The organism is Intrasporangium zincisolvens (assembly GCF_034724055.1).
In the GTDB taxonomy this organism is placed as follows: Bacteria; Actinomycetota; Actinomycetes; order Actinomycetales; family Dermatophilaceae; genus Monashia; species Monashia zincisolvens.
Genome location: NZ_JAWIIL010000001.1, coordinates 157,586 through 173,757, shown reverse-complemented (window position 1 = coordinate 173,757; position 16,172 = coordinate 157,586). Strand labels below are relative to the sequence as shown.

General features: G+C 73.4%; 15 protein-coding genes. 8 read left to right on the top strand and 7 right to left on the bottom strand.

Translation table 11 applies throughout. The features are described from left to right. The first annotated feature begins 78 nt into the window (after positions 1 to 78). The gene (locus RY076_RS00845) at positions 79 to 4,488 is read left to right on the top strand and encodes a carboxypeptidase regulatory-like domain-containing protein (protein WP_323095451.1); all 4,410 of its coding nucleotides are present in this window, start codon (positions 79 to 81) and stop codon (positions 4,486 to 4,488) included. 70 nt (positions 4,489 to 4,558) lie between these two features. Further along, complete coding sequence (locus tag RY076_RS00840; RefSeq protein WP_323095449.1) at positions 4,559 to 5,212, top strand: LON peptidase substrate-binding domain-containing protein; 654 nt, start codon at positions 4,559 to 4,561, stop codon at positions 5,210 to 5,212. Positions 5,213 to 5,231: 19 nt separating this feature from the next. Here the strand turns inward: RY076_RS00840 and RY076_RS00835 are convergent, their stop codons facing one another. Further along, entirely contained in the window at positions 5,232 to 5,939 is a 708-nt protein-coding gene (locus RY076_RS00835; RefSeq protein ID WP_323095448.1) for a M50 family metallopeptidase, read from the bottom strand. 122 nt (positions 5,940 to 6,061) lie between these two features. Here RY076_RS00835 and RY076_RS00830 point away from each other — a divergent pair, with 122 nt between their 5' ends. Further along, positions 6,062 to 6,910, top strand: coding sequence for a matrixin family metalloprotease (locus RY076_RS00830; RefSeq protein ID WP_323095447.1), 849 nt, complete (start codon positions 6,062 to 6,064; stop codon positions 6,908 to 6,910). A gap of 26 nt (positions 6,911 to 6,936) precedes the next feature. On the opposite strand, the gene RY076_RS00825 is transcribed toward RY076_RS00830, so the two are convergent. The 4 genes from RY076_RS00825 to RY076_RS00810 form a co-directional block, all read right to left on the bottom strand. Continuing rightward, positions 6,937 to 7,872, bottom strand: coding sequence for a 2-dehydropantoate 2-reductase (locus RY076_RS00825; protein WP_323095446.1), 936 nt, complete (start codon positions 7,870 to 7,872; stop codon positions 6,937 to 6,939). Positions 7,873 to 8,174: 302 nt separating this feature from the next. After that, the gene (locus RY076_RS00820; protein WP_323095445.1) at positions 8,175 to 8,672 is read right to left on the bottom strand and encodes a DUF427 domain-containing protein; all 498 of its coding nucleotides are present in this window, start codon (positions 8,670 to 8,672) and stop codon (positions 8,175 to 8,177) included. Continuing rightward, complete coding sequence (locus RY076_RS00815; protein ID WP_323095444.1) at positions 8,669 to 9,919, bottom strand: cysteine desulfurase-like protein; 1,251 nt, start codon at positions 9,917 to 9,919, stop codon at positions 8,669 to 8,671. Before RY076_RS00815 ends, RY076_RS00820 begins: the two co-directional genes overlap by 4 nt. Positions 9,920 to 10,037: 118 nt before the next feature. Beyond that, positions 10,038 to 11,486, bottom strand: a complete 1,449-nt coding sequence (locus tag RY076_RS00810) for an FAD-binding oxidoreductase (protein ID WP_323095443.1) — start codon at positions 11,484 to 11,486, stop codon at positions 10,038 to 10,040. 191 nt (positions 11,487 to 11,677) lie between these two features. Here RY076_RS00810 and RY076_RS00805 point away from each other — a divergent pair, with 191 nt between their 5' ends. The 3 genes from RY076_RS00805 to RY076_RS00795 all read left to right on the top strand — a co-directional run bounded on the left by RY076_RS00805 (position 11,678) and on the right by RY076_RS00795 (position 13,672). Next, the gene (locus tag RY076_RS00805) at positions 11,678 to 12,208 is read left to right on the top strand and encodes a mycothiol transferase (protein ID WP_323095442.1); all 531 of its coding nucleotides are present in this window, start codon (positions 11,678 to 11,680) and stop codon (positions 12,206 to 12,208) included. 14 nt (positions 12,209 to 12,222) lie between these two features. Beyond that, entirely contained in the window at positions 12,223 to 12,720 is a 498-nt protein-coding gene (locus tag RY076_RS00800; RefSeq protein WP_323095440.1) for a nitroreductase family deazaflavin-dependent oxidoreductase, read from the top strand. 97 nt (positions 12,721 to 12,817) lie between these two features. Beyond that, positions 12,818 to 13,672 carry a CPBP family intramembrane glutamic endopeptidase gene (locus RY076_RS00795; RefSeq protein WP_323095439.1) on the top strand — a complete coding sequence of 285 codons (855 nt, stop codon included), beginning with the start codon at positions 12,818 to 12,820 and terminating at the stop codon, positions 13,670 to 13,672. Between the two features lie 24 nt (positions 13,673 to 13,696). Here the strand turns inward: RY076_RS00795 and RY076_RS00790 are convergent, their stop codons facing one another. Continuing rightward, positions 13,697 to 13,978 (bottom strand): hypothetical protein, encoded by a 282-nt coding sequence (locus RY076_RS00790; protein WP_323095438.1) that lies wholly within the window; start codon positions 13,976 to 13,978, stop codon positions 13,697 to 13,699. Between the two features lie 261 nt (positions 13,979 to 14,239). Here RY076_RS00790 and RY076_RS00785 point away from each other — a divergent pair, with 261 nt between their 5' ends. Continuing rightward, positions 14,240 to 14,737: a GNAT family N-acetyltransferase gene (locus RY076_RS00785; RefSeq protein ID WP_323095437.1), complete on the top strand. Its 498-nt coding sequence runs from the start codon at positions 14,240 to 14,242 to the stop codon at positions 14,735 to 14,737. A gap of 33 nt (positions 14,738 to 14,770) precedes the next feature. On the opposite strand, the gene RY076_RS00780 is transcribed toward RY076_RS00785, so the two are convergent. Further along, on the bottom strand, positions 14,771 to 15,655 hold the full coding sequence (locus tag RY076_RS00780) for a hypothetical protein (protein WP_323095435.1): 885 nt from the start codon (positions 15,653 to 15,655) through the stop codon (positions 14,771 to 14,773). A 144-nt stretch (positions 15,656 to 15,799) separates the two neighbouring features. Here RY076_RS00780 and RY076_RS00775 point away from each other — a divergent pair, with 144 nt between their 5' ends. Next, positions 15,800 to 16,141, top strand: a complete 342-nt coding sequence (locus tag RY076_RS00775; protein WP_323095434.1) for an MmcQ/YjbR family DNA-binding protein — start codon at positions 15,800 to 15,802, stop codon at positions 16,139 to 16,141. The last annotated feature ends 31 nt before the right edge of the window (positions 16,142 to 16,172 follow it).

Sequence of the window (16,172 nt, the reverse complement as noted above, 5' to 3'; positions counted from 1 at the left end):
TTCCCACCCAAGGACGCCCGCGCGCTCGGGGAACTGCCGGGCCTGGTTCGACACGGAGGATCGATGAGAGCAACATCGATGAGAGCAACCACGAGAGCCCGACGGCTGACCCTGGTCGTCGCGGCAGCAGTCGCCGTCCTGCTCACCGTCGCAGGATTCGGCGCACCGCGTGCCGACGCAGCCAGTCCTGATCCGAGGGACAAGCTCAGCGCGGCTGCCGAGCAGCGCCTGACGCAGAACAAGACCGCGGACTTCTGGGTCCGCATGACCGATACGGCAGACCTGTCCAAGGCCAGCCAGGTCAAGGACTGGAACCAGCGCGGCAAGGCGGTCTACGACGCCCTGCGCAGCCACGCCGCGGCCTCGCAGAGCAGCGTCGTCGCCCAGCTGAAGGCCGCGAACGCCGACTACACGCCGTACTGGATCACCAACGCCGTGCTCGTCCGCGGCGGCACGCTCGGCCTCGCCGACACCCTCGCGGCGAACAGCCAGGTCAAGGAGATCGTCGAGACCTCCGTCCTCGAGCTGATCAAGCCGGTGTCGGAGAAGCCGTCCCCGGGCACGATGGGCACCAACGCCGTCGAGTGGGGCATTGCCGCGATCAACGCCGACGACGTCTGGAGCACCGGTGTGACGGGCGAGGGCATCGTCGTCGCGAGCATCGACAGCGGCGTCGACGTCACCCACCCGGCGCTGAGGTCGAAGTACCGCGGCCTCCAGGCCGACGGCACGCTCGACAACAACTACAACTTCTTCGACTCCTCCGGCGAGTGCAACGCCGCGGGCGACCCGTGCGACACGGACGGCCACGGCACCCACACCATGGGCACCATGGTCGGCTCCGACGGCGCAAACCAGATCGGCGTCGCCCCCGGCGCCACGTGGATCGAGGCCAACGGCTGCAGCACGTGTGCCGATGCCGACCTCATCGAGTCGGGCCAGTGGATGCTTGCCCCGACGCGTCTCGACGGCAGCGCTGCCGACCCCTCGAAGCGACCCAACGTCATCAACAACTCGTGGGGTTCGCGCAACCCCTCGGCCGAGCCGTTCATGGAGGACATCCAGAACGCCTGGGCCGCGTCCGGCATCTGGGGCCAGTGGTCCAACGGCAACAGCGGACCCTCCTGCACCACGAGCGGATCACCGGGCTCGCGCACCATCAACTACTCGGCCGGAGCCTTCGACGTCGCCGGCAACATCGCGAGCTTCTCGGCGCGCGGCCCGGGCCAGGACGGCGGGACGAAGCCGAACATCTCGGCGCCCGGCGTCAACGTCCGCTCGTCCGTGCCCGGTGGCGGCTACGCCACGGCCAACGGCACCTCGATGGCCTCGCCGCACGTCGCCGGCGCCGTCGCCCTCGTGCTGAGCGCGGCACCCTCGCTCGTCGGTGACCTCGACGGCACGAAGGCGCTGCTCGACGAGACCGCCGTCGACACGAGCGACCTGACCTGCGGTGGCACCGCCGAGAACAACAACGTCTGGGGCCAGGGCAAGCTCGACGCCCAGCGCCTCGTCGCCGCCGCCCCCGTCGGGGATGTGGGCCACCTCGCCGGCACCGTCTCATCTGGCGGCTCCCCGGTCGCCGGCGCGAGCGTCCAGGTGACCGGACCGACGTCGCGCACCGTGACGACCGGTGCCGACGGCACGTATGACCTCACCGTCTCCGCCGGTGACTACACCGTCCGCGTCAGCGCCTTCGGTTATGCGACGCAGACGCGCACCGCGACCGTCGCCGCCGGGAGCACCGCCACCGTCGACGTCACCCTCGTGGCGGCCCCGCGGCACACCGTCTCGGGCACCGTGACGCTGCAGGGCGGCGCGCCCGTCGCCGGTGCGTCGGTGACGGTCAGCCCGGCGGTCCCCGCCGCGACGACCGGCGCCGACGGCGCGTTCTCGATCGCCGACGTGCCCGAGGGTACGTACACGCTGGCCGTGAACGCGGGCGGCTGCACCGCCCCGTACGCGAGCGAGCTCGTCGTCGACGGCGACGAGACCGTCCCCGTGACGCTCGCCGCACGGGCGGATGGCTACGGCTACACGTGCTCGGTCGGGAGTGGCGACTACCTGCAGGGCACGACGAAGACGACGCTCTCGGGTGACGACGCGGCGCTCGCCGTCGACCTCCCGTGGTCGTTCTCGTACTACGGGAACGCGTACGGCAAGGCGTACGTCTCGACGAACGGCCACGTGAACTTCCTCGCGTCCGTCACGGCGTACTCCAACACCGCGATCCCCAACCCGGCCACGCCGAACGCCGCGATCTACCCGTTCTGGGACGACCTCAACGTCGACGCGTCGGCCGGGGTCTACACCGGGACGACGACCGTGGGCGGCGTCGAGGCGTTCGTCATCGAGTGGCGCAACGTCCGCTCGTACGCCGACGCGAACGCCCGGACGAACTTCTCCGTCGCGCTGCTGCGGGGCGGTGGGGTGGTCATGGGCTACGGCGCCCAGACCGACGCCAAGCCGGTGCTCACCGGCACGTCGGCGACGGTCGGCCTCGAGAACGCGAACGGCACCGTGGCGTGGCAGTACGCGTTCAACACCGCGGGTTCGGTGGCGCCGCAGAAGTCAATCCGCTTCACGCCGCCGCCCTCGGGCGTGCTGAGCGGCACCGTCACCGACGCCAACGACCACCAGCCGGTGGGCGGGGCGACCGTCACGGTCACGCCGTCGACGGGCTCGCCGACGACGTTGACGACCGCGGCCGACGGCACCTTCAGCAAGGTGCTGTTCCTCGGCTCCTACGAGGTCACGGCGTCCGCGACGAACTACGTCACGCAGTCGACGAGCATCACCTTCGACAGCGACGGTGACACGGCGGAGTTCAGTCCGGCCCTCAGGACCGGCGTCGCGGAGATCACCGGGGTCACGTCGTACGACTGGGGCGTGCTCGGCAAGGGCGACACTCGCAAGGAGACCTTCACCGTGAAGAACACCGGCTCCGCGCCGCTCGCGTTCTCCATCGGTGAGGGCGGTCGCAAGACCTCCTCGGCCACCGAGCGCCCCGCTGCCCTGAGCGGTTCGTCCGTCAAGGCCGCGACGACGAAGGACCGCAACGCCACGTCGGCCGAGGGCCTCTACAGCGCGTCCCAGCGGGCCGCGCAGAAGAGCCTCGCGGCCGCCCCGCACGCCGACGGCGACGTGCTGGCCTCGTGGAGCACGGGTCTGTCCGTCGCCTGGGGCGTCGGCTTCGACGGCAAGGTCTGGATCTCCGACCCCGAGGCCCAGACGAACTCGACCTTCTCGACGGCCGGTGCCGCGCAGGCGACCTACCCCGGTCGCTGGGGCGGCTCGTGGAACGGTGACATGGCCTACGACAGCCGCACCGGCAAGGTCTGCCAGGTCAACGTAGGCGGCGACAACGCGATCGTCTGCATCGACCCGGCGACGGGTGCCGAGAGCAGCCGCATCTCGGGCTCGCCGTGGACGGGCGTCTCGCAGCGCGGTCTCGCGTACAACGCCGCGGACGACGTGTTCTACATCGGTGGCTGGAACGAGGGCGTCATCTACACGGTCGCGGGCACCACGCACGCGACCCCGGGTGCCACCCTCGCGACGTGCGAGCCGGCCGAGCCGGGCATCGCGGGCCTCGCCTACAACAACACGTCCGACACCATCTGGATGGTGCCGAGTGCGGAGACGACGGTGTTCTACCAGCTGTCGCCGGCCGACTGCTCGACGCTCAAGACGGTGGCCTACCCGGTCGCGGGCGACTTCCCCGGCTCCGGGCTCGAGTCCGACGACCAGGGCAACCTCTGGACGGCGAACCAGCTCGACGGCAAGGCCTACCTCGTCGACGTGGGCGACCCGGAGAACACCGACGTGCCGTGGCTGTCGGTGAACCCGACGTCCACGACCATCGCGGTCGGCGAGACCAAGACGTTCACCGTGGACGTCGACGCCTCGCTCGCCGAGCCGGGTGTCTGGTCGGGTGCGCTGACGCTCAACACCGGCGCCGGTCGCAACCGGGCGGTCAACGTGCCGTTCCAGGTCGTCGTCTCCGCCTACCAGGTGGGCGTCAACAACGCCGGTGGCGCCCTCGGCGCCAAGGACCTGTTCAAGTGGCAGGCCGACAAGGCGTATGCGGCCGGCGGCTGGGGCTACCTCGGCACCGGCACGAAGGTGGAGTCCACCAAGAAGGCGATCGCCGGGACCCAGGACCAGTCGCTGTTCCAGACGCGTCGGTCGGGGGCCTTGACGTACCGCTTCGACGCGGCGCCGGCGGGCACCTACCAGCTCGAGCTCGGGTTCGCCGAGTTCGCGGCGACCAAGGCCGGCTCGCACGTCTTCGACGTCAAGGTCAACGGCGCGTACAAGATCGTCGCGAAGGACATCGCGGCCGAGGTCGGCTCGTTCACGGCCGATGTCGACACGCTCGTCATCGAGCACACGGGCGGCCCGATCACCGTCGAGCTCGTGCCCCGGAAGGGGCTCGGCTCGCCGGTCGTCAACACCCTCAAGGTGCAGGAGCGTGGTGATCTCTGAGTCCTGAGGGCAGGCGGACGGCCGTCGCCGGGACCTCCCGGCGGCGGCCGTCCGTGCCTAGGCTGGCGGCATGGCGACGCTGCCGCTCTTCCCGCTCGGCACCGTGCTCCTGCCCGGGGCGCGGCTGCCGCTGCAGATCTTCGAGCCGCGCTACGTGGCGTTGCTGCGCGACCTGCTCGCCGCCCAGCAGGAGCGCTCGCCGGTGTTCGGGGTCGTCGCGATCCGCGAGGGCTACGAGGTCGGCGACGACGGCGTCCGGGCGCTGCACCCCGTCGGCTGCGCTGCGCTGCTGACGCAGGCGGCGGCCCTGGAGAACGAGCGGTACTTCGTCGTCTCGGAGGGCACCCGCCGGTTCCGTCTCGAGGGCGTCGACGCCGAGGCCGGGACCCCGTACGCGACGGGTGAGGTGACGTGGCTCGAGGAGGTCGAGGGCGATGCCGCGGCCGTCGCCGAGCTCGCCGCGAGGCTGCGTGCCGCCCTCGTCTCGTTCGCGACGACGGTCGGCGCGAGCGAGATCGAGCTGGCCGACGACGACCGGCTGCTGTCCTACTCGGTGCCGCAGACGGTGAGCCTCGACGTCGGCGACCGCCAGCGGCTGCTCGAGTGCGTCGACACCGAGTCGCGGCTGCGCCTCGGGCTCCAGCTGGTGCGGCGCGAGAAGGAGTTCGCGGCCACTCTCGGGGCGGTGGCCAACCCGCCGTCCTCGCCGCCGAACCTCAACTGAGGCGCGTCCGGAGCTCGCGTCAGGACAGGGCCGACCACACCTCGACGCCGACCACCCAGGTGGCCACGGCGCACGCCGCGACGAACGTCAGGTTCCACAGCACCCGCGGCACGTGCGTCAGCTGGCCCAGCACCGCGGGGTCGCTCGCGCCGGAGCGGTCGGCGAGCACCGCCAGCAGGTGGCGCCACGCGCCGACGAGCAGCACGACGCCGAGGCCGATGAGCACCTGTGCCTGCAGCGTGTCGTCGCGCCACCACCACAGAGCCGCCGAGCCGACGATCGCGACGAGCATGACGACGACGGTGAGCGCCGAGCGCACCCGCACCAGGGCGAAGAGCAGGATGACGAGCCCGGCCGTGATGAGCGGCGCGGCCCAGCCGCGTCCGGCCGCCCACACCATGAGGGCGCCGACGAGCGCCGGCGCGGGGTAGCCCGCCCACGTCGACGCGACGCGGCCCGGTCCGCGCGCGGGCCCGCGGGTCACGGCGTGGCCGGACATGTCACCGCGCAGGACGAAGCCGGTGAACTGGCGGCCGACGAGGACACCGACCACGGCGTGACCGAGCTCGTGGACGAGGGTGACGACGAGCCGCACGACGCGCCACAGCGGCCCGAACGCGACGAGGACGAGCGCCACGCCGAGCACGACGACGACGCTCGTCGTGCCGATCGCGACGTCACCGCTCGTCGGCACGACGCGGTCGTGGACGGCGTCGAAGAGGTTCACGGACAGGAGAACCTAGCCGATGCGGTTGTGGACGGCGCTGCCCGTCCGACGCGACGCCGGTGGCGGGGCCCCGCACGCGAGTCGGCAGGACATCCGGCGCGGTTTTCGGCAGAGTCGGGGTCATGCGTCAGGGGTTCCGTCGTCGTGCGCCCGGCCGCCACCGGGCGCGTCGGGAGCCTGACAGACCTCTCTGGCGCCGACCGGTTCCGCTCGTCGGCGCCGCGCTGGTCGTGCTCCTCGCGCTCGTCGTGCCGTGGCTCTGGCAGTCCCGCCCCTTCGACCCCCGGCACGGTTTCGGGCCGGACTACCCGCCGGCCGGCATCGGTGCCGCCCAGGCCCCGATCGGTGCGCCGCCCAAGGCCCCGGGTGGGCGCGGCGGGTACGCGTTCATGCAGCGGCAGGCCGACGACGTGCACCCGGTGGCCTACGACCCGTGCCGGCCGATCCACTTCGTCGTCAGCAGCGTCGGGCTCCCGGACGGCGGCGAGGCGCTGGTGCGCGAGGCCGCGGACGTCATGTCGCAGGCCTCGGGCCTGCAGTTCATTTACGACGGCCTGACCGACGAGGCGCCCGACCCCGACCGCGACCCGTACCAGCCCGAGCACTACGGCGACCGCTGGGCGCCCGTCTACGTCAGCTTCGCGACCCCCGACCAGGTGCCCGGCCTGGCCGGCGGGGCCATCGGCCTGGGCGGCAGCACCCCGCGCGCGGCGAGCGACGGCTTGCTCGTCTACGTCACGGGCGCCGTGTGGCTCGACCGTGACCCGATGACCGCCCTGCTCACGGCAGGCCGCCGCGACTCGGCGCGCGCCGTCGTCGAGCACGAGATCGGGCACGTGCTCGGGCTCGGGCACGTTCAGGACTCCTCCGAGCTGATGTGGGGGTCGGGTGGTGCGGTCTCCGGCCCTGCAGACGGCGACCGCCGCGGCCTGGCGATCCTCGGTCGCGGCTCGTGCCGCCCCGACCTCTGAGGCTCGACCCCGCCGCTCCCTCGTCCTCAGCCCGGCAGCGCAGCGGGGTGACGGCGCAGCAGCACCTCGAGCAGCAGGCGGTGCAGCGGCACGTCAACGCCCGACTCGGCGGCGAGGCGCACGACGGCACCGGTCCAGGCGTCCAGCTCGGAGGGGCGGCCCTCGAGGAGGTCACGCTGCAGCGACGTGGTGGCGTCGGCCGGCTGGTCGTCGACGAAGGCCAGCGTGCCGTCGACGACCGTCGCGGGCAGCCGGATGCCGCGCACCCGGGCCAGCGCCTCGACCTCGCGCATCGCGTCGCGGAGCAGCCCGCGGCGGGCCGGGTCGCCGCGCAGCTCGCCGATGGTCGCGGTGAGGGCGGCGCCGAGGCCGCCGAACGGCACGACCATGAGCATCTTCGACCACAGCTCGGCCCAGATGTCGTCGGGCACGGGTGAGGCGGCCCCCGAGGCGACCACCGCGTCGCGGAGGCGCGCGACCCGTTCCGAGGGGCCGCCGCGGTGGGACTCCCACTCGTCGAAGGCGAGCGAGGCTGGGCCGCCGGCGTGGGTGATCCTCCCGGGGCCGTCGATGAAGGCGAAGATCTTGGCGATGCCGGGCAGCACGGCTCCGCGCCCGACGACCGCCGCGACCTGGTCGGGAGCCTCGACCCCGTTCTGGGTCGTGACGACGGCGGTGGCGGCGCCGACGAGCGACGGCAGGGTCTCGAGCACGGGCGGCAGCTGCCACGTCTTGACGGCGAGCAGCACCGCATCGACCACGCCGACCGTCGTCGGGTCGTCCGTCGCCCGTGCGGATTGCACGGTGAAGTCTCCGGCGACGCTCGTGACCTGCAGGCCGCGGTCGCGGATGGCCTCGAGGTGGGCACCGCGGGCAACGAACGTGACGTCGTGCCCGGACGCCGCGAGACGTCCGCCGAAGTAGCCGCCGATCCCACCCGTGCCCAGCACTGCGATGCGCATGACCGCGCCTCCTCGTCCCCGGGGCACGCGTGCCGAGCCCTCGACTCATCATCGCGCCGGGCGCGGGTCCGGAGATAGCGTCGCCACTGGACCGTCTCGACCGTCCTGCCGAGACCAGCCGGCTGCTCGTCGGCACGACGCTCGACGACGACGCGATCGCGAGGGTGGCATCCGCCGCGACCGGAGGCGCCAGCCCGCTGCCCGAGACGGGCTACAAGGTCGAGCTGGTCGAGGGGTCGTCCGAGAGGTGCTGGAGCGGGTCAGCGCGTGAGGGTGTGAGTCCCCGCGACACGGTCCGCGTGCTACCAGCCCCAGGTGCCGGGCCCGCCCTTGAACGGGCCGACGACGCGGTCGGTCACCCAGCCGCCGTAGAACCCGCCCTCCTGCGGTCGCACCCGCTCGCCGTCGACGAAGCAGGCGTCGACGAGCCCCGGCATGACGGCCACGTGCCCGGCGAGGGCGGCAAAGGCGTCGACCGGCTCGGGGTAGGTCCACGCCGCCCGCGCGGCGCGCCGGCCGCCGCCGACGACGTCGCAGTAGGACGCGCGTCCCTTCCCCTCGCACACCGTGTGGCCCTCGACGCTCAAGAGCGCGCCGTCGACGAACGCGTCGGAGGGCAGGTAGTAGGTGGGCGGGTGGCTCGTCTCGAGCACCCGCAGCGAGGCGCGGGTGCGGGCCACGACGACGCCGCCGAGGTGCACCTCGACGAGCTCGTCCGACGCGCCGAGCGCGGGCGGGCGCGGGTAGTCCCAGGCCGACTCCTGCCCCGGGCCCGGCGGCACGGGCACGGGACGCGTCACCGGGTGGCCCCGGCGATCTCCTCCACGCCGCGCGCGAGGCGCTCGACGTCGTCGGCGCTCGTGTACGGCGCGAGCCCGGCCCGCACGCCACCGACGGCGCCGAGGCCGAGGTGGTGGCTGCACTCCCACGCGTAGAAGTGGCCTGCCGGCGCGTTGACGCCTCGCTCGGCGAGGCCCTCGCGGACCGCCTGCGGGTCGAGGCCGTCGAGGGTGAACAGGAGGGTCGGCGTCCGACGCTTGGCGTTGCTCCAGACGGTGAGGCCGGGCACCGCGCGCAGCCGCTCCTCGAGCGTCGCGAGCAGGGCGTCCTCGTGCGCTTCGAGCGCGGCGAACGACGCGACGAGCGCCTCCCGACGCGTGCGGGTGCCCGACGCCGATGCGTCCGCCGTGCCCGACGCGTCCGACTCGTCGCTGTCGAGCGTCGCGAGGAAGTCGATGGCCGCGGTCGTGCCGGCGAGCAGCTCGTACGGCAGGGTGCCGAGCTCGAAGCGCTCCGGGACCGCGTCGGTCGAGGGCACGAGCTTGGCCGGGTGCAGCGTCTCGAGCAGCTCGGGCCGGGCGGCGAGAGCGCCGAGGTGCGGGCCGAGGAACTTGTACGGCGAGCACACCCAGAAGTCGGCACCGGCGGCGGCCACGTCGGTCGAGACGTGCGCCGTGGAGTGGACGCCGTCGACCCAGAGGAGCGCACCGGCGTCGTGCGCGACGTCGGCGACGGCGGGCAGGTCGGGTCGGGTGCCGATGAGGTTGGAGGCCGCGGTGACTGCCACGAGACGCGTCCGGTCGCACACGGCGGCCGCGACGTCCGACGCGTCGAGCTCGCCGGTGGCCGGGTCGAACCCGACCCAGCGGACCGTGGCACCCCGGGCCTCGGCCGCCAGCACCCAGGGCCGCACGTTGGCGTCGTGGTCGAGGCGCGAGACGACGACCTCGTCGCCCGGGCCCCACCCGGCCGAGAGGGTGCGGGCGAGGTGGAAGGTCAGCTCGGTGGCGCTGCGACCGAAGACGACGCCGCGGGGATCGGCGCCCAGCAGGTCGCCGATCGCGGCGCGGGCGTCGAGCACGACGGCGTCGGCGCGACGCTCGGCCGGGGTCACGGTGCCGCGGTTGGAGATCGAGGACGTCATCGTGTCGGCGACGGCCCGGGCCACGACGTCGGGCGTCTGCGAGCCGCCCGGGCCGTCGAAGTGGGCGGCGCCGGAGCGCAGCGAGGGGAAGTGGGAGCGGACGCGGTCGACGTCGAAGGCCATGCCCCGAGCGTAGGCCGACCGCCGTCGGCCCGGGCAGCGCAATCGAGAGAGCAGCTCGTCCCACGTGGGACGAGCTGCTCTCTCGACGTCGGGTGGACGGCCTGCGCGCCCTCGTGCGTCAGTCGGTGACGCGGCCGTCCTCGAAGAGGCGCGGCACGCGGTGGTTGGCCACGAAGCGGTTGTCCGGGTCGTACGCCGACCGGATCCCCTTGAGCTGCAGCCAGGTCAGCTCGTCGAACGCCGATCGGACGTCGGTCGGCTCCTCGGCGAAGTTGAGGTACGTGCGGCCCGACTCGAAGGGCCGCATCGCCGCGACGAGGCGGTCGGCGTCGGCGCGACCAGCCGCCGCCAGCTCGGGCGTGGCCGCGATGCCAACGGCGAAGAGCGCGTGCTCGGCGTCGAGGTGGGTGAGCGCTCCGCCGTCCTCGGCAGGCCGGGCGAGGGCGCCGCCGAGCTGGCGCAGCTCGGTCGAGAGCAGCGACGTGCCCGAGTCCGGGCCCGACTGCTCGAGCAGGGTGTCGACCGCGGCGTCGGTGAGCGTGCCGACCATCGACGAACCGGAGACGCCCGGCGTCGGGCCCTCGGGGTCCATGTGGATCCGCGGCAGGGCGCGCGCCGGCACCCGGTCGAAGGTGTCGATCTCCGGGCCGAGGCCGCGCAGCAGCGACAACACGGCGCGGGCCTGGGCGTCGCAGTCGACGACGGCGCCGTCGACGACGACGAGCGACCGGCCGCGCAGCGGCTCCGGGATCATCGGCAGCGGCGGCAGGTTGAGCAGCCGCAGCGACGTCGAGACGCAGTCGGGCGCGTCCGCGGCCCACTCGGCCCACCGGCGCACGACGCGGTCGGCGTGCCGGACGTCCCACGCGAGCATGCCGGCGTAGGCGGTCTCGATCGGGTAGAGGCGGAACTCGATGGCCGTGACGACGCCGAAGTTGCCGCCACCGCCGCGCAGCGCCCAGAACAGCTCGCGGTTCTCCGACGCGTCAGCGCGCACGTGCTCGCCGTCGGCCGTGACGAGCTCGATGGCCGTGACGCTGCTCGAGGCGAGGCCGAGCCTCCTTGCGTACCAGCCGATCCCGCCGCCCAGCGTGTAGCCGGCGATGCCGACGTCGGGCGAGCTGCCGTGCAGTGCGGCGAGGCCGTGGTCGGCGGCCGGCTCGGTGGCGTCCATCCAGATGGCTCCGCCCTCGACGCGTGCCACGCGGCGGAAGGGGTCGACGGTGACGCCGCGCATCTCGTGCATCTTGACGAGGACCACGTCGGACAGGCCCTGGGCGACCAGGGGGCCGGGGTTGTGGCCGGTGCTCTGCGCCGCGACGCGGAGGCCGTCGGCGGCGGCGGCGCGCACGGCGGCCTGGACGTCGGCGACGGTGCGCGGCACGACGACGGCGGCCGGACGCTGGTCGACGGCGACGTTCCACGGCAGCCGCGCCGCGTCGTAGCCGGCGTCGCCGGGCAGGTGGACGGGCAGCTGGACCGCGCCGGAGCGCAGGCCGGACGGGCTCGTGGCCTGCTCGGTGCGCGCCTCGGCGTCCGCGACGGGGGCGGTGAGGTCGATGGTCATGCGGGGCTCCTCGGGCTCCTCGGTGTGGTGTCGGCCCGCCCCGCCGGGTTCGGCGGAACGGGCATCGGGGAGTCAGAGGCGCTGTGCCGCAGCCAGATACACGCCCGGCGAAACGTCCGGATTCCTCCCGCGCGTCGCGGCGGGAGCCCCGGTTCTGCTGCTGCGTCGGTGCGCGGGTGCATGCTGTGGTGATGGCAGACGACTCGACGAAGACCGCCCATGACCTGCTCGTCGATGGCTTCGGCCGCATCGAGGAGGGCGTCCCCGACGTCGTCGACGGGCTCTCCGTCGACGAGCTGCTCTGGCGCCCCGACCCCGACGCCAACCACGTCGCGTGGCTCGTGTGGCACCTCGCGCGGCAGCAGGACGACCAGGTCGCCGGGCTCGCGGGCGGCGGGTCGGCGTGGCTCGAGGACGGCTGGGCCGAGCGGTTCGACCTGCCCTACGCGCCCGAGGCGCACGGCTGGAGCATGAGCAGCGACGACGTCGGCGCCTTCACGATTGCCGACACCGGCCTCTTCGCGGCCTACCACGGGGCGGTGCACGCCCGGACCGTGGCCCTGCTCGACGGCCTCACCGCAGACCGGTACGCCGAGGTCATCGACGCCCGGTGGGACCCGCCCGTCACCGTCGGGGTGCGCATCGTGTCGGTCTTCGACGACGCCGCCAAGCACCTGGGGCAGGCCGAGTACGTCCGCGGGCTCATCCTGCGCCGACGCTGAGGGGTCGGTCGCCGGTGGCTGCGCCGATCCCGCCCTGGCTCAAGGCCCTCTACGCCGCGCCGAACGCCCTCTACGACCACGGCCTCGGCTGGGTGCTGGGGCACCGGTTCCTCCGGCTCGAGCACGTCGGACGCCACTCGGGGCGGCGGTTCACGGCGGTGGTCGAGGCGCTGCAGTACGACCCCGCCACCGGCGAGGCCGTCGTCATGGCCGGCTACGGGCACGGGGCGGACTGGCTGCGCAACGTCCGTGCGGCCGGTTCGGCCCGCGTCGAGTTCGCCCACGGGCCCCGGCCGGCGTCGGTGCGGGTGCTCGGCGTCGAGGAAGCGGCTGAGGTGCTGGCCGGCTACGAACGGCGCCACCCCGTGCTGCGGCCGGCGCTGCGGCCGTACCTGTCCTCGCTCGCCGGGTGGCGCTACGACGGGTCGCCCGACGCCCGGCGCCGCCTCGTCTCACAGCTGCCTATGGTCGCCTTCCGCCCGCTTCGTCCGGGTGTGGACCCGCACGGGTGAGGTGGGTGTGACGGGCGTGGCCCGTGGGTGAGGAACGGGTCACCATCCCTGTGTGAAGCACAGAATGGACACAGGATCTCGTGTCATTCTCGAGGGGATGACCACCCCGACCCTGAGCCCCGACGCCGTCGCCGCACCCCGCGCTGACGGCGTCTCCATGCTCCGGTCGCGCCGGCCGCACGGGCGCCGCGCGCACCACGAGCCGCACGAGGTCGTTCGTGCCCGCCGCCTCCGGCTCATCGCCCGGGGCCGACGCGCCCGCCTCGCCTCGACGGTGGCCGTCGTCTTCGCCCTCGTCGGCGTCAACCTCGCTGACCACGTGCTCGGCTGGAACACCATGTGGCTCGGCCCGATCGGGGCCGTCGTGCTCATCGCGTTCGCGCGCTGGCAGGGCCTGACCTGGCACCAGCTCGGCCTCGCCCGCCGCACCCACGCCCGCGGCATCCGCTGGGGCCTCGGGGTCATCGGCGTCGTCGGGCTCGTCTACCTCGCCGGCATCCTCATGCCGTCGACCCGCAGCGCGTTCCTCGACGCGCGCTACCACCTGCCGCCGGCATCGGCCCTGCTCACCGCGTTCGTCATGATCCCGCTCGGCACCGTGCTGCTCGAGGAGGTCGCCTTCCGCTCGGTGCTCTGGGGCTTCCTGTCCCGGCACGCGCGGATGTGGCAGGTGCTCCTCGGCTCCTCGATGCTCTTCGGCCTGTGGCACGTGCTGCCCGCCGCGGCCTCGGCCACCGGGAACGCCGCGATCGGCGACGCGTTCGCCGCCTTCGGGCCGTGGGCCAAGGTCGCCGTCATCGTCGGCACCGTGCTCTTCACGGCCTTAGGCGGTGTCGTGGCCGGCGAGCTGCGCCGCCGCAGCGGCAGCGTCTTCGCGAGCGTCGGCATGCACTGGGCGACCAACTCGCTCGGCGTGCTCTTCGGCGTCCTCGCCTGGCGTCTCGCTGCCTGAACCACCCCGGCGAGCACGGGCGTCTCAGACGCCGGCGGCCTCGCGGACGCGGCCGGTCGGGGTGTCGTGGCGGATCTCGTCACCGCAGTGCGAGCAGCACCAGCCGGTGGCGTCCTTGACGTAGCGGTGCCCCATCGAACGGCAGGTGCGCGTCTGCGGCTCACCGCGCCAGTCGTGCAGGCCGTCGGTCCGGCGGCCGCCGCGGACGAAGGCGTTGCCGACGAGCGCGGCGATGACGAGCCCGACGAGCACGAGGGGCCACGCGGCGACGAGCGAGGTCGCCTCATCGAGAATCACCGGGTTCATGACGAGAACTCTCCCGGGCGCCGCGCAAGAGACCGGTCGCGAAACGGCAAGAACCATGCAAGAACGGCACAATTCGCCCGCGCGGCTCGCAGCGCCGTTCCAGAACTGCGCCCTTCCCGCATCGGTGCACGCTGCTCGGCCCACCCGTGGCGGGACCGCGCACTCCTGGCGCGAGCGAGCACTGCTGACCCGACGCGTCGCTCCGGGTCGGAGCGCGATACCCGGGTGCAGCGCGTCCGACGTCCGACGCATACTCCCGGCATGGCCTTCACGATCCGCGCCGCCCGGCCCGAGGACTTCACCCGGCTCGGCGACCTCACGGCCGCGGCCTACCTCGACGACGGCCTGCTCGACTTCGGCGCCGGCGACCCGTACCTCGCCGTGCTGCGCGACGTCGCCTCGCGGTCCGAGCACGCCGACGTGCTCGTGGCCGTGGACGCGTCGGGCGCCGTGCTCGGAGGCGTGACGTTCGTCGGGTCGCAGGGGCGGTTCGCCGACATCGCCGGGCCGGACGAGGCGGAGTTCCGCACCCTGGCGGTGGCCCCCGAAGGGCGCGGCCAGGGCGTCGGCACCGCCCTCGTGCGCGAGTGCATCGACCGGTCACGCGCGCTCGGCCGGCGCCGCATCGTGCTCTCGACGCAGCCGATGATGCACGCCGCGCACCGGGTGTACGAGCGGTTCGGGTTCGTCCGCGTGCCCGAGCGCGACTGGAACCCGATCGACGACCTGCGCCTGCTCGTCTACGCGCTCGAGCTCTGACCCGACGCCCCCGACGCGTCCGGACCCGACGCGTCAGCCGCGCGTGGCGCGGACCTGGGCGATGAGGTCGCGGACGGCGAAAACGATGGTCGGGTCGAGCTCGACGTGACGCTCCATGAGCCCGAGCAGCGTCTGCGCCGCGTCGGCGTTGCGCTCGTAGCCCGGCAGCAGGTCGGCGAGCGGCAGGACGTCGGGACCGAACCGGCGCTCGACCCCGCGGTCGACGACGAACACGTCCTGACGCGTCCCGCTCCCGAGGCCGAGGTGGTCGAGGACGGTGACCCACCGGTCCACCGCGTAGCCCTGGACGAACCGGGTGGCGGTCAGGCGCTCGCCGCGCAGGTCGCGGTGCAGGCCGACGTAGAGGTTGGTGATCGCCTCGCCGACTTCGTGCTCGAGCGACGGCGGCTGAGGCACCGGCACCGTCGGCACGTCGAGGCCGGCGGGGGCGTCGGCGCGGCTCCAGTGGATGCGGCCCGGCGGGTACCCGGCGGTGTCCATCTGCGCGAGCGTGAAGACCGCGTACTCGGCGAACAGCCCGTCGGTGAGGAGCGCCTTGCGTCCGGCGTCGCTGTTGTCGAACGACCAGACGACCGGCTGGGCCGCGTCGAGCCAGTCGATGTCGGCGAGGTACCGGCCCAGCGCGGCCCGGTCGTCGACGACGACGAAGAAGTCGGCGTCGGAGTGCTCGTCGATGCGGTGCAGGTCGAGGCCGACGGAGCCGAGGCCGAGCAGGGCCACGGCATCTCCGCGCTCGGCGAGCACCGCAGCGAGCCGGTCGAGGAAGGCGAGGAGCCGCTCGCGCATCGGGGCGGTCGGGTCGTCCGGCGTCGGGACGGGCATCGAGACGGCGGGAGTGGGGCCTGCCGCGGTGAGCTCGCCGGCGAGGTCGGGGGTGGACGGGGTCTCTGACGTCATGGCGTCGCTCCTGGGGACCGTGATGGTGGGGAGTCGACGTTTCAGCCCGCCCGGACAGCCGTCGGGGTCGCGACGCGCTCACGGTACGCGCGGCGCCCCAGCGTGTCGAGAGGTGCGTCGCGTGGGAGGGTGGAAGGCGTGCCGGTGACCATCGACGACGTCAGGGCCGTCGCGGACCTGCTGCCGCGGTCCTACGAGGTGCTCGTGCGCGACCGCGTGAAGTTCCGTGTCGGACGCACCGTGTGGCTCGCGTTCTCCGCCGACGAGACCCAGATGGGGTTCGCCTTCCCGCGGGAGGAGCGCGACGTCCTCGTGGCGAGCGAGCCCGAGGTCTTCTTCATGCCGCGCCGCAGCGACCTGCGGTTCAACTGGGTCGAGGTGCGCCTCGATGCCATCGACGTCGACCGGATGCGCGAGATCGTCATCGACGCGTGGCGGCTCGTCGTGCCGAAGACCGTCGCCCTTGCCTACAGCGCCGACCGCTGACGCTGCTGGAGCCGCGACGCGTCGGGGTGTG

Excerpts from the sequence above, each read along its gene's own strand:
- RY076_RS00845 (WP_323095451.1), top strand. The coding sequence starts at position 79 with ATGAGAGCAACCACGAGAGCCCGACGGCTGACCCTGGTCGTCGCGGCA.
- RY076_RS00805 (WP_323095442.1), top strand. The coding sequence starts at position 11,678 with ATGGCAGACGACTCGACGAAGACCGCCCATGACCTGCTCGTCGATGGC.
- RY076_RS00810 (WP_323095443.1), bottom strand. The coding sequence starts at position 11,486 with ATGACCATCGACCTCACCGCCCCCGTCGCGGACGCCGAGGCGCGCACC.
- RY076_RS00830 (WP_323095447.1), top strand. The coding sequence starts at position 6,062 with ATGCGTCAGGGGTTCCGTCGTCGTGCGCCCGGCCGCCACCGGGCGCGT.
- RY076_RS00815 (WP_323095444.1), bottom strand. The coding sequence starts at position 9,919 with ATGGCCTTCGACGTCGACCGCGTCCGCTCCCACTTCCCCTCGCTGCGC.
- RY076_RS00825 (WP_323095446.1), bottom strand. The coding sequence starts at position 7,872 with ATGCGCATCGCAGTGCTGGGCACGGGTGGGATCGGCGGCTACTTCGGC.
- RY076_RS00780 (WP_323095435.1), bottom strand. The coding sequence starts at position 15,655 with ATGACGTCAGAGACCCCGTCCACCCCCGACCTCGCCGGCGAGCTCACC.
- RY076_RS00840 (WP_323095449.1), top strand. The coding sequence starts at position 4,559 with ATGGCGACGCTGCCGCTCTTCCCGCTCGGCACCGTGCTCCTGCCCGGG.
- RY076_RS00790 (WP_323095438.1), bottom strand. The coding sequence starts at position 13,978 with ATGAACCCGGTGATTCTCGATGAGGCGACCTCGCTCGTCGCCGCGTGG.
- RY076_RS00795 (WP_323095439.1), top strand. The coding sequence starts at position 12,818 with ATGACCACCCCGACCCTGAGCCCCGACGCCGTCGCCGCACCCCGCGCT.
- RY076_RS00785 (WP_323095437.1), top strand. The coding sequence starts at position 14,240 with ATGGCCTTCACGATCCGCGCCGCCCGGCCCGAGGACTTCACCCGGCTC.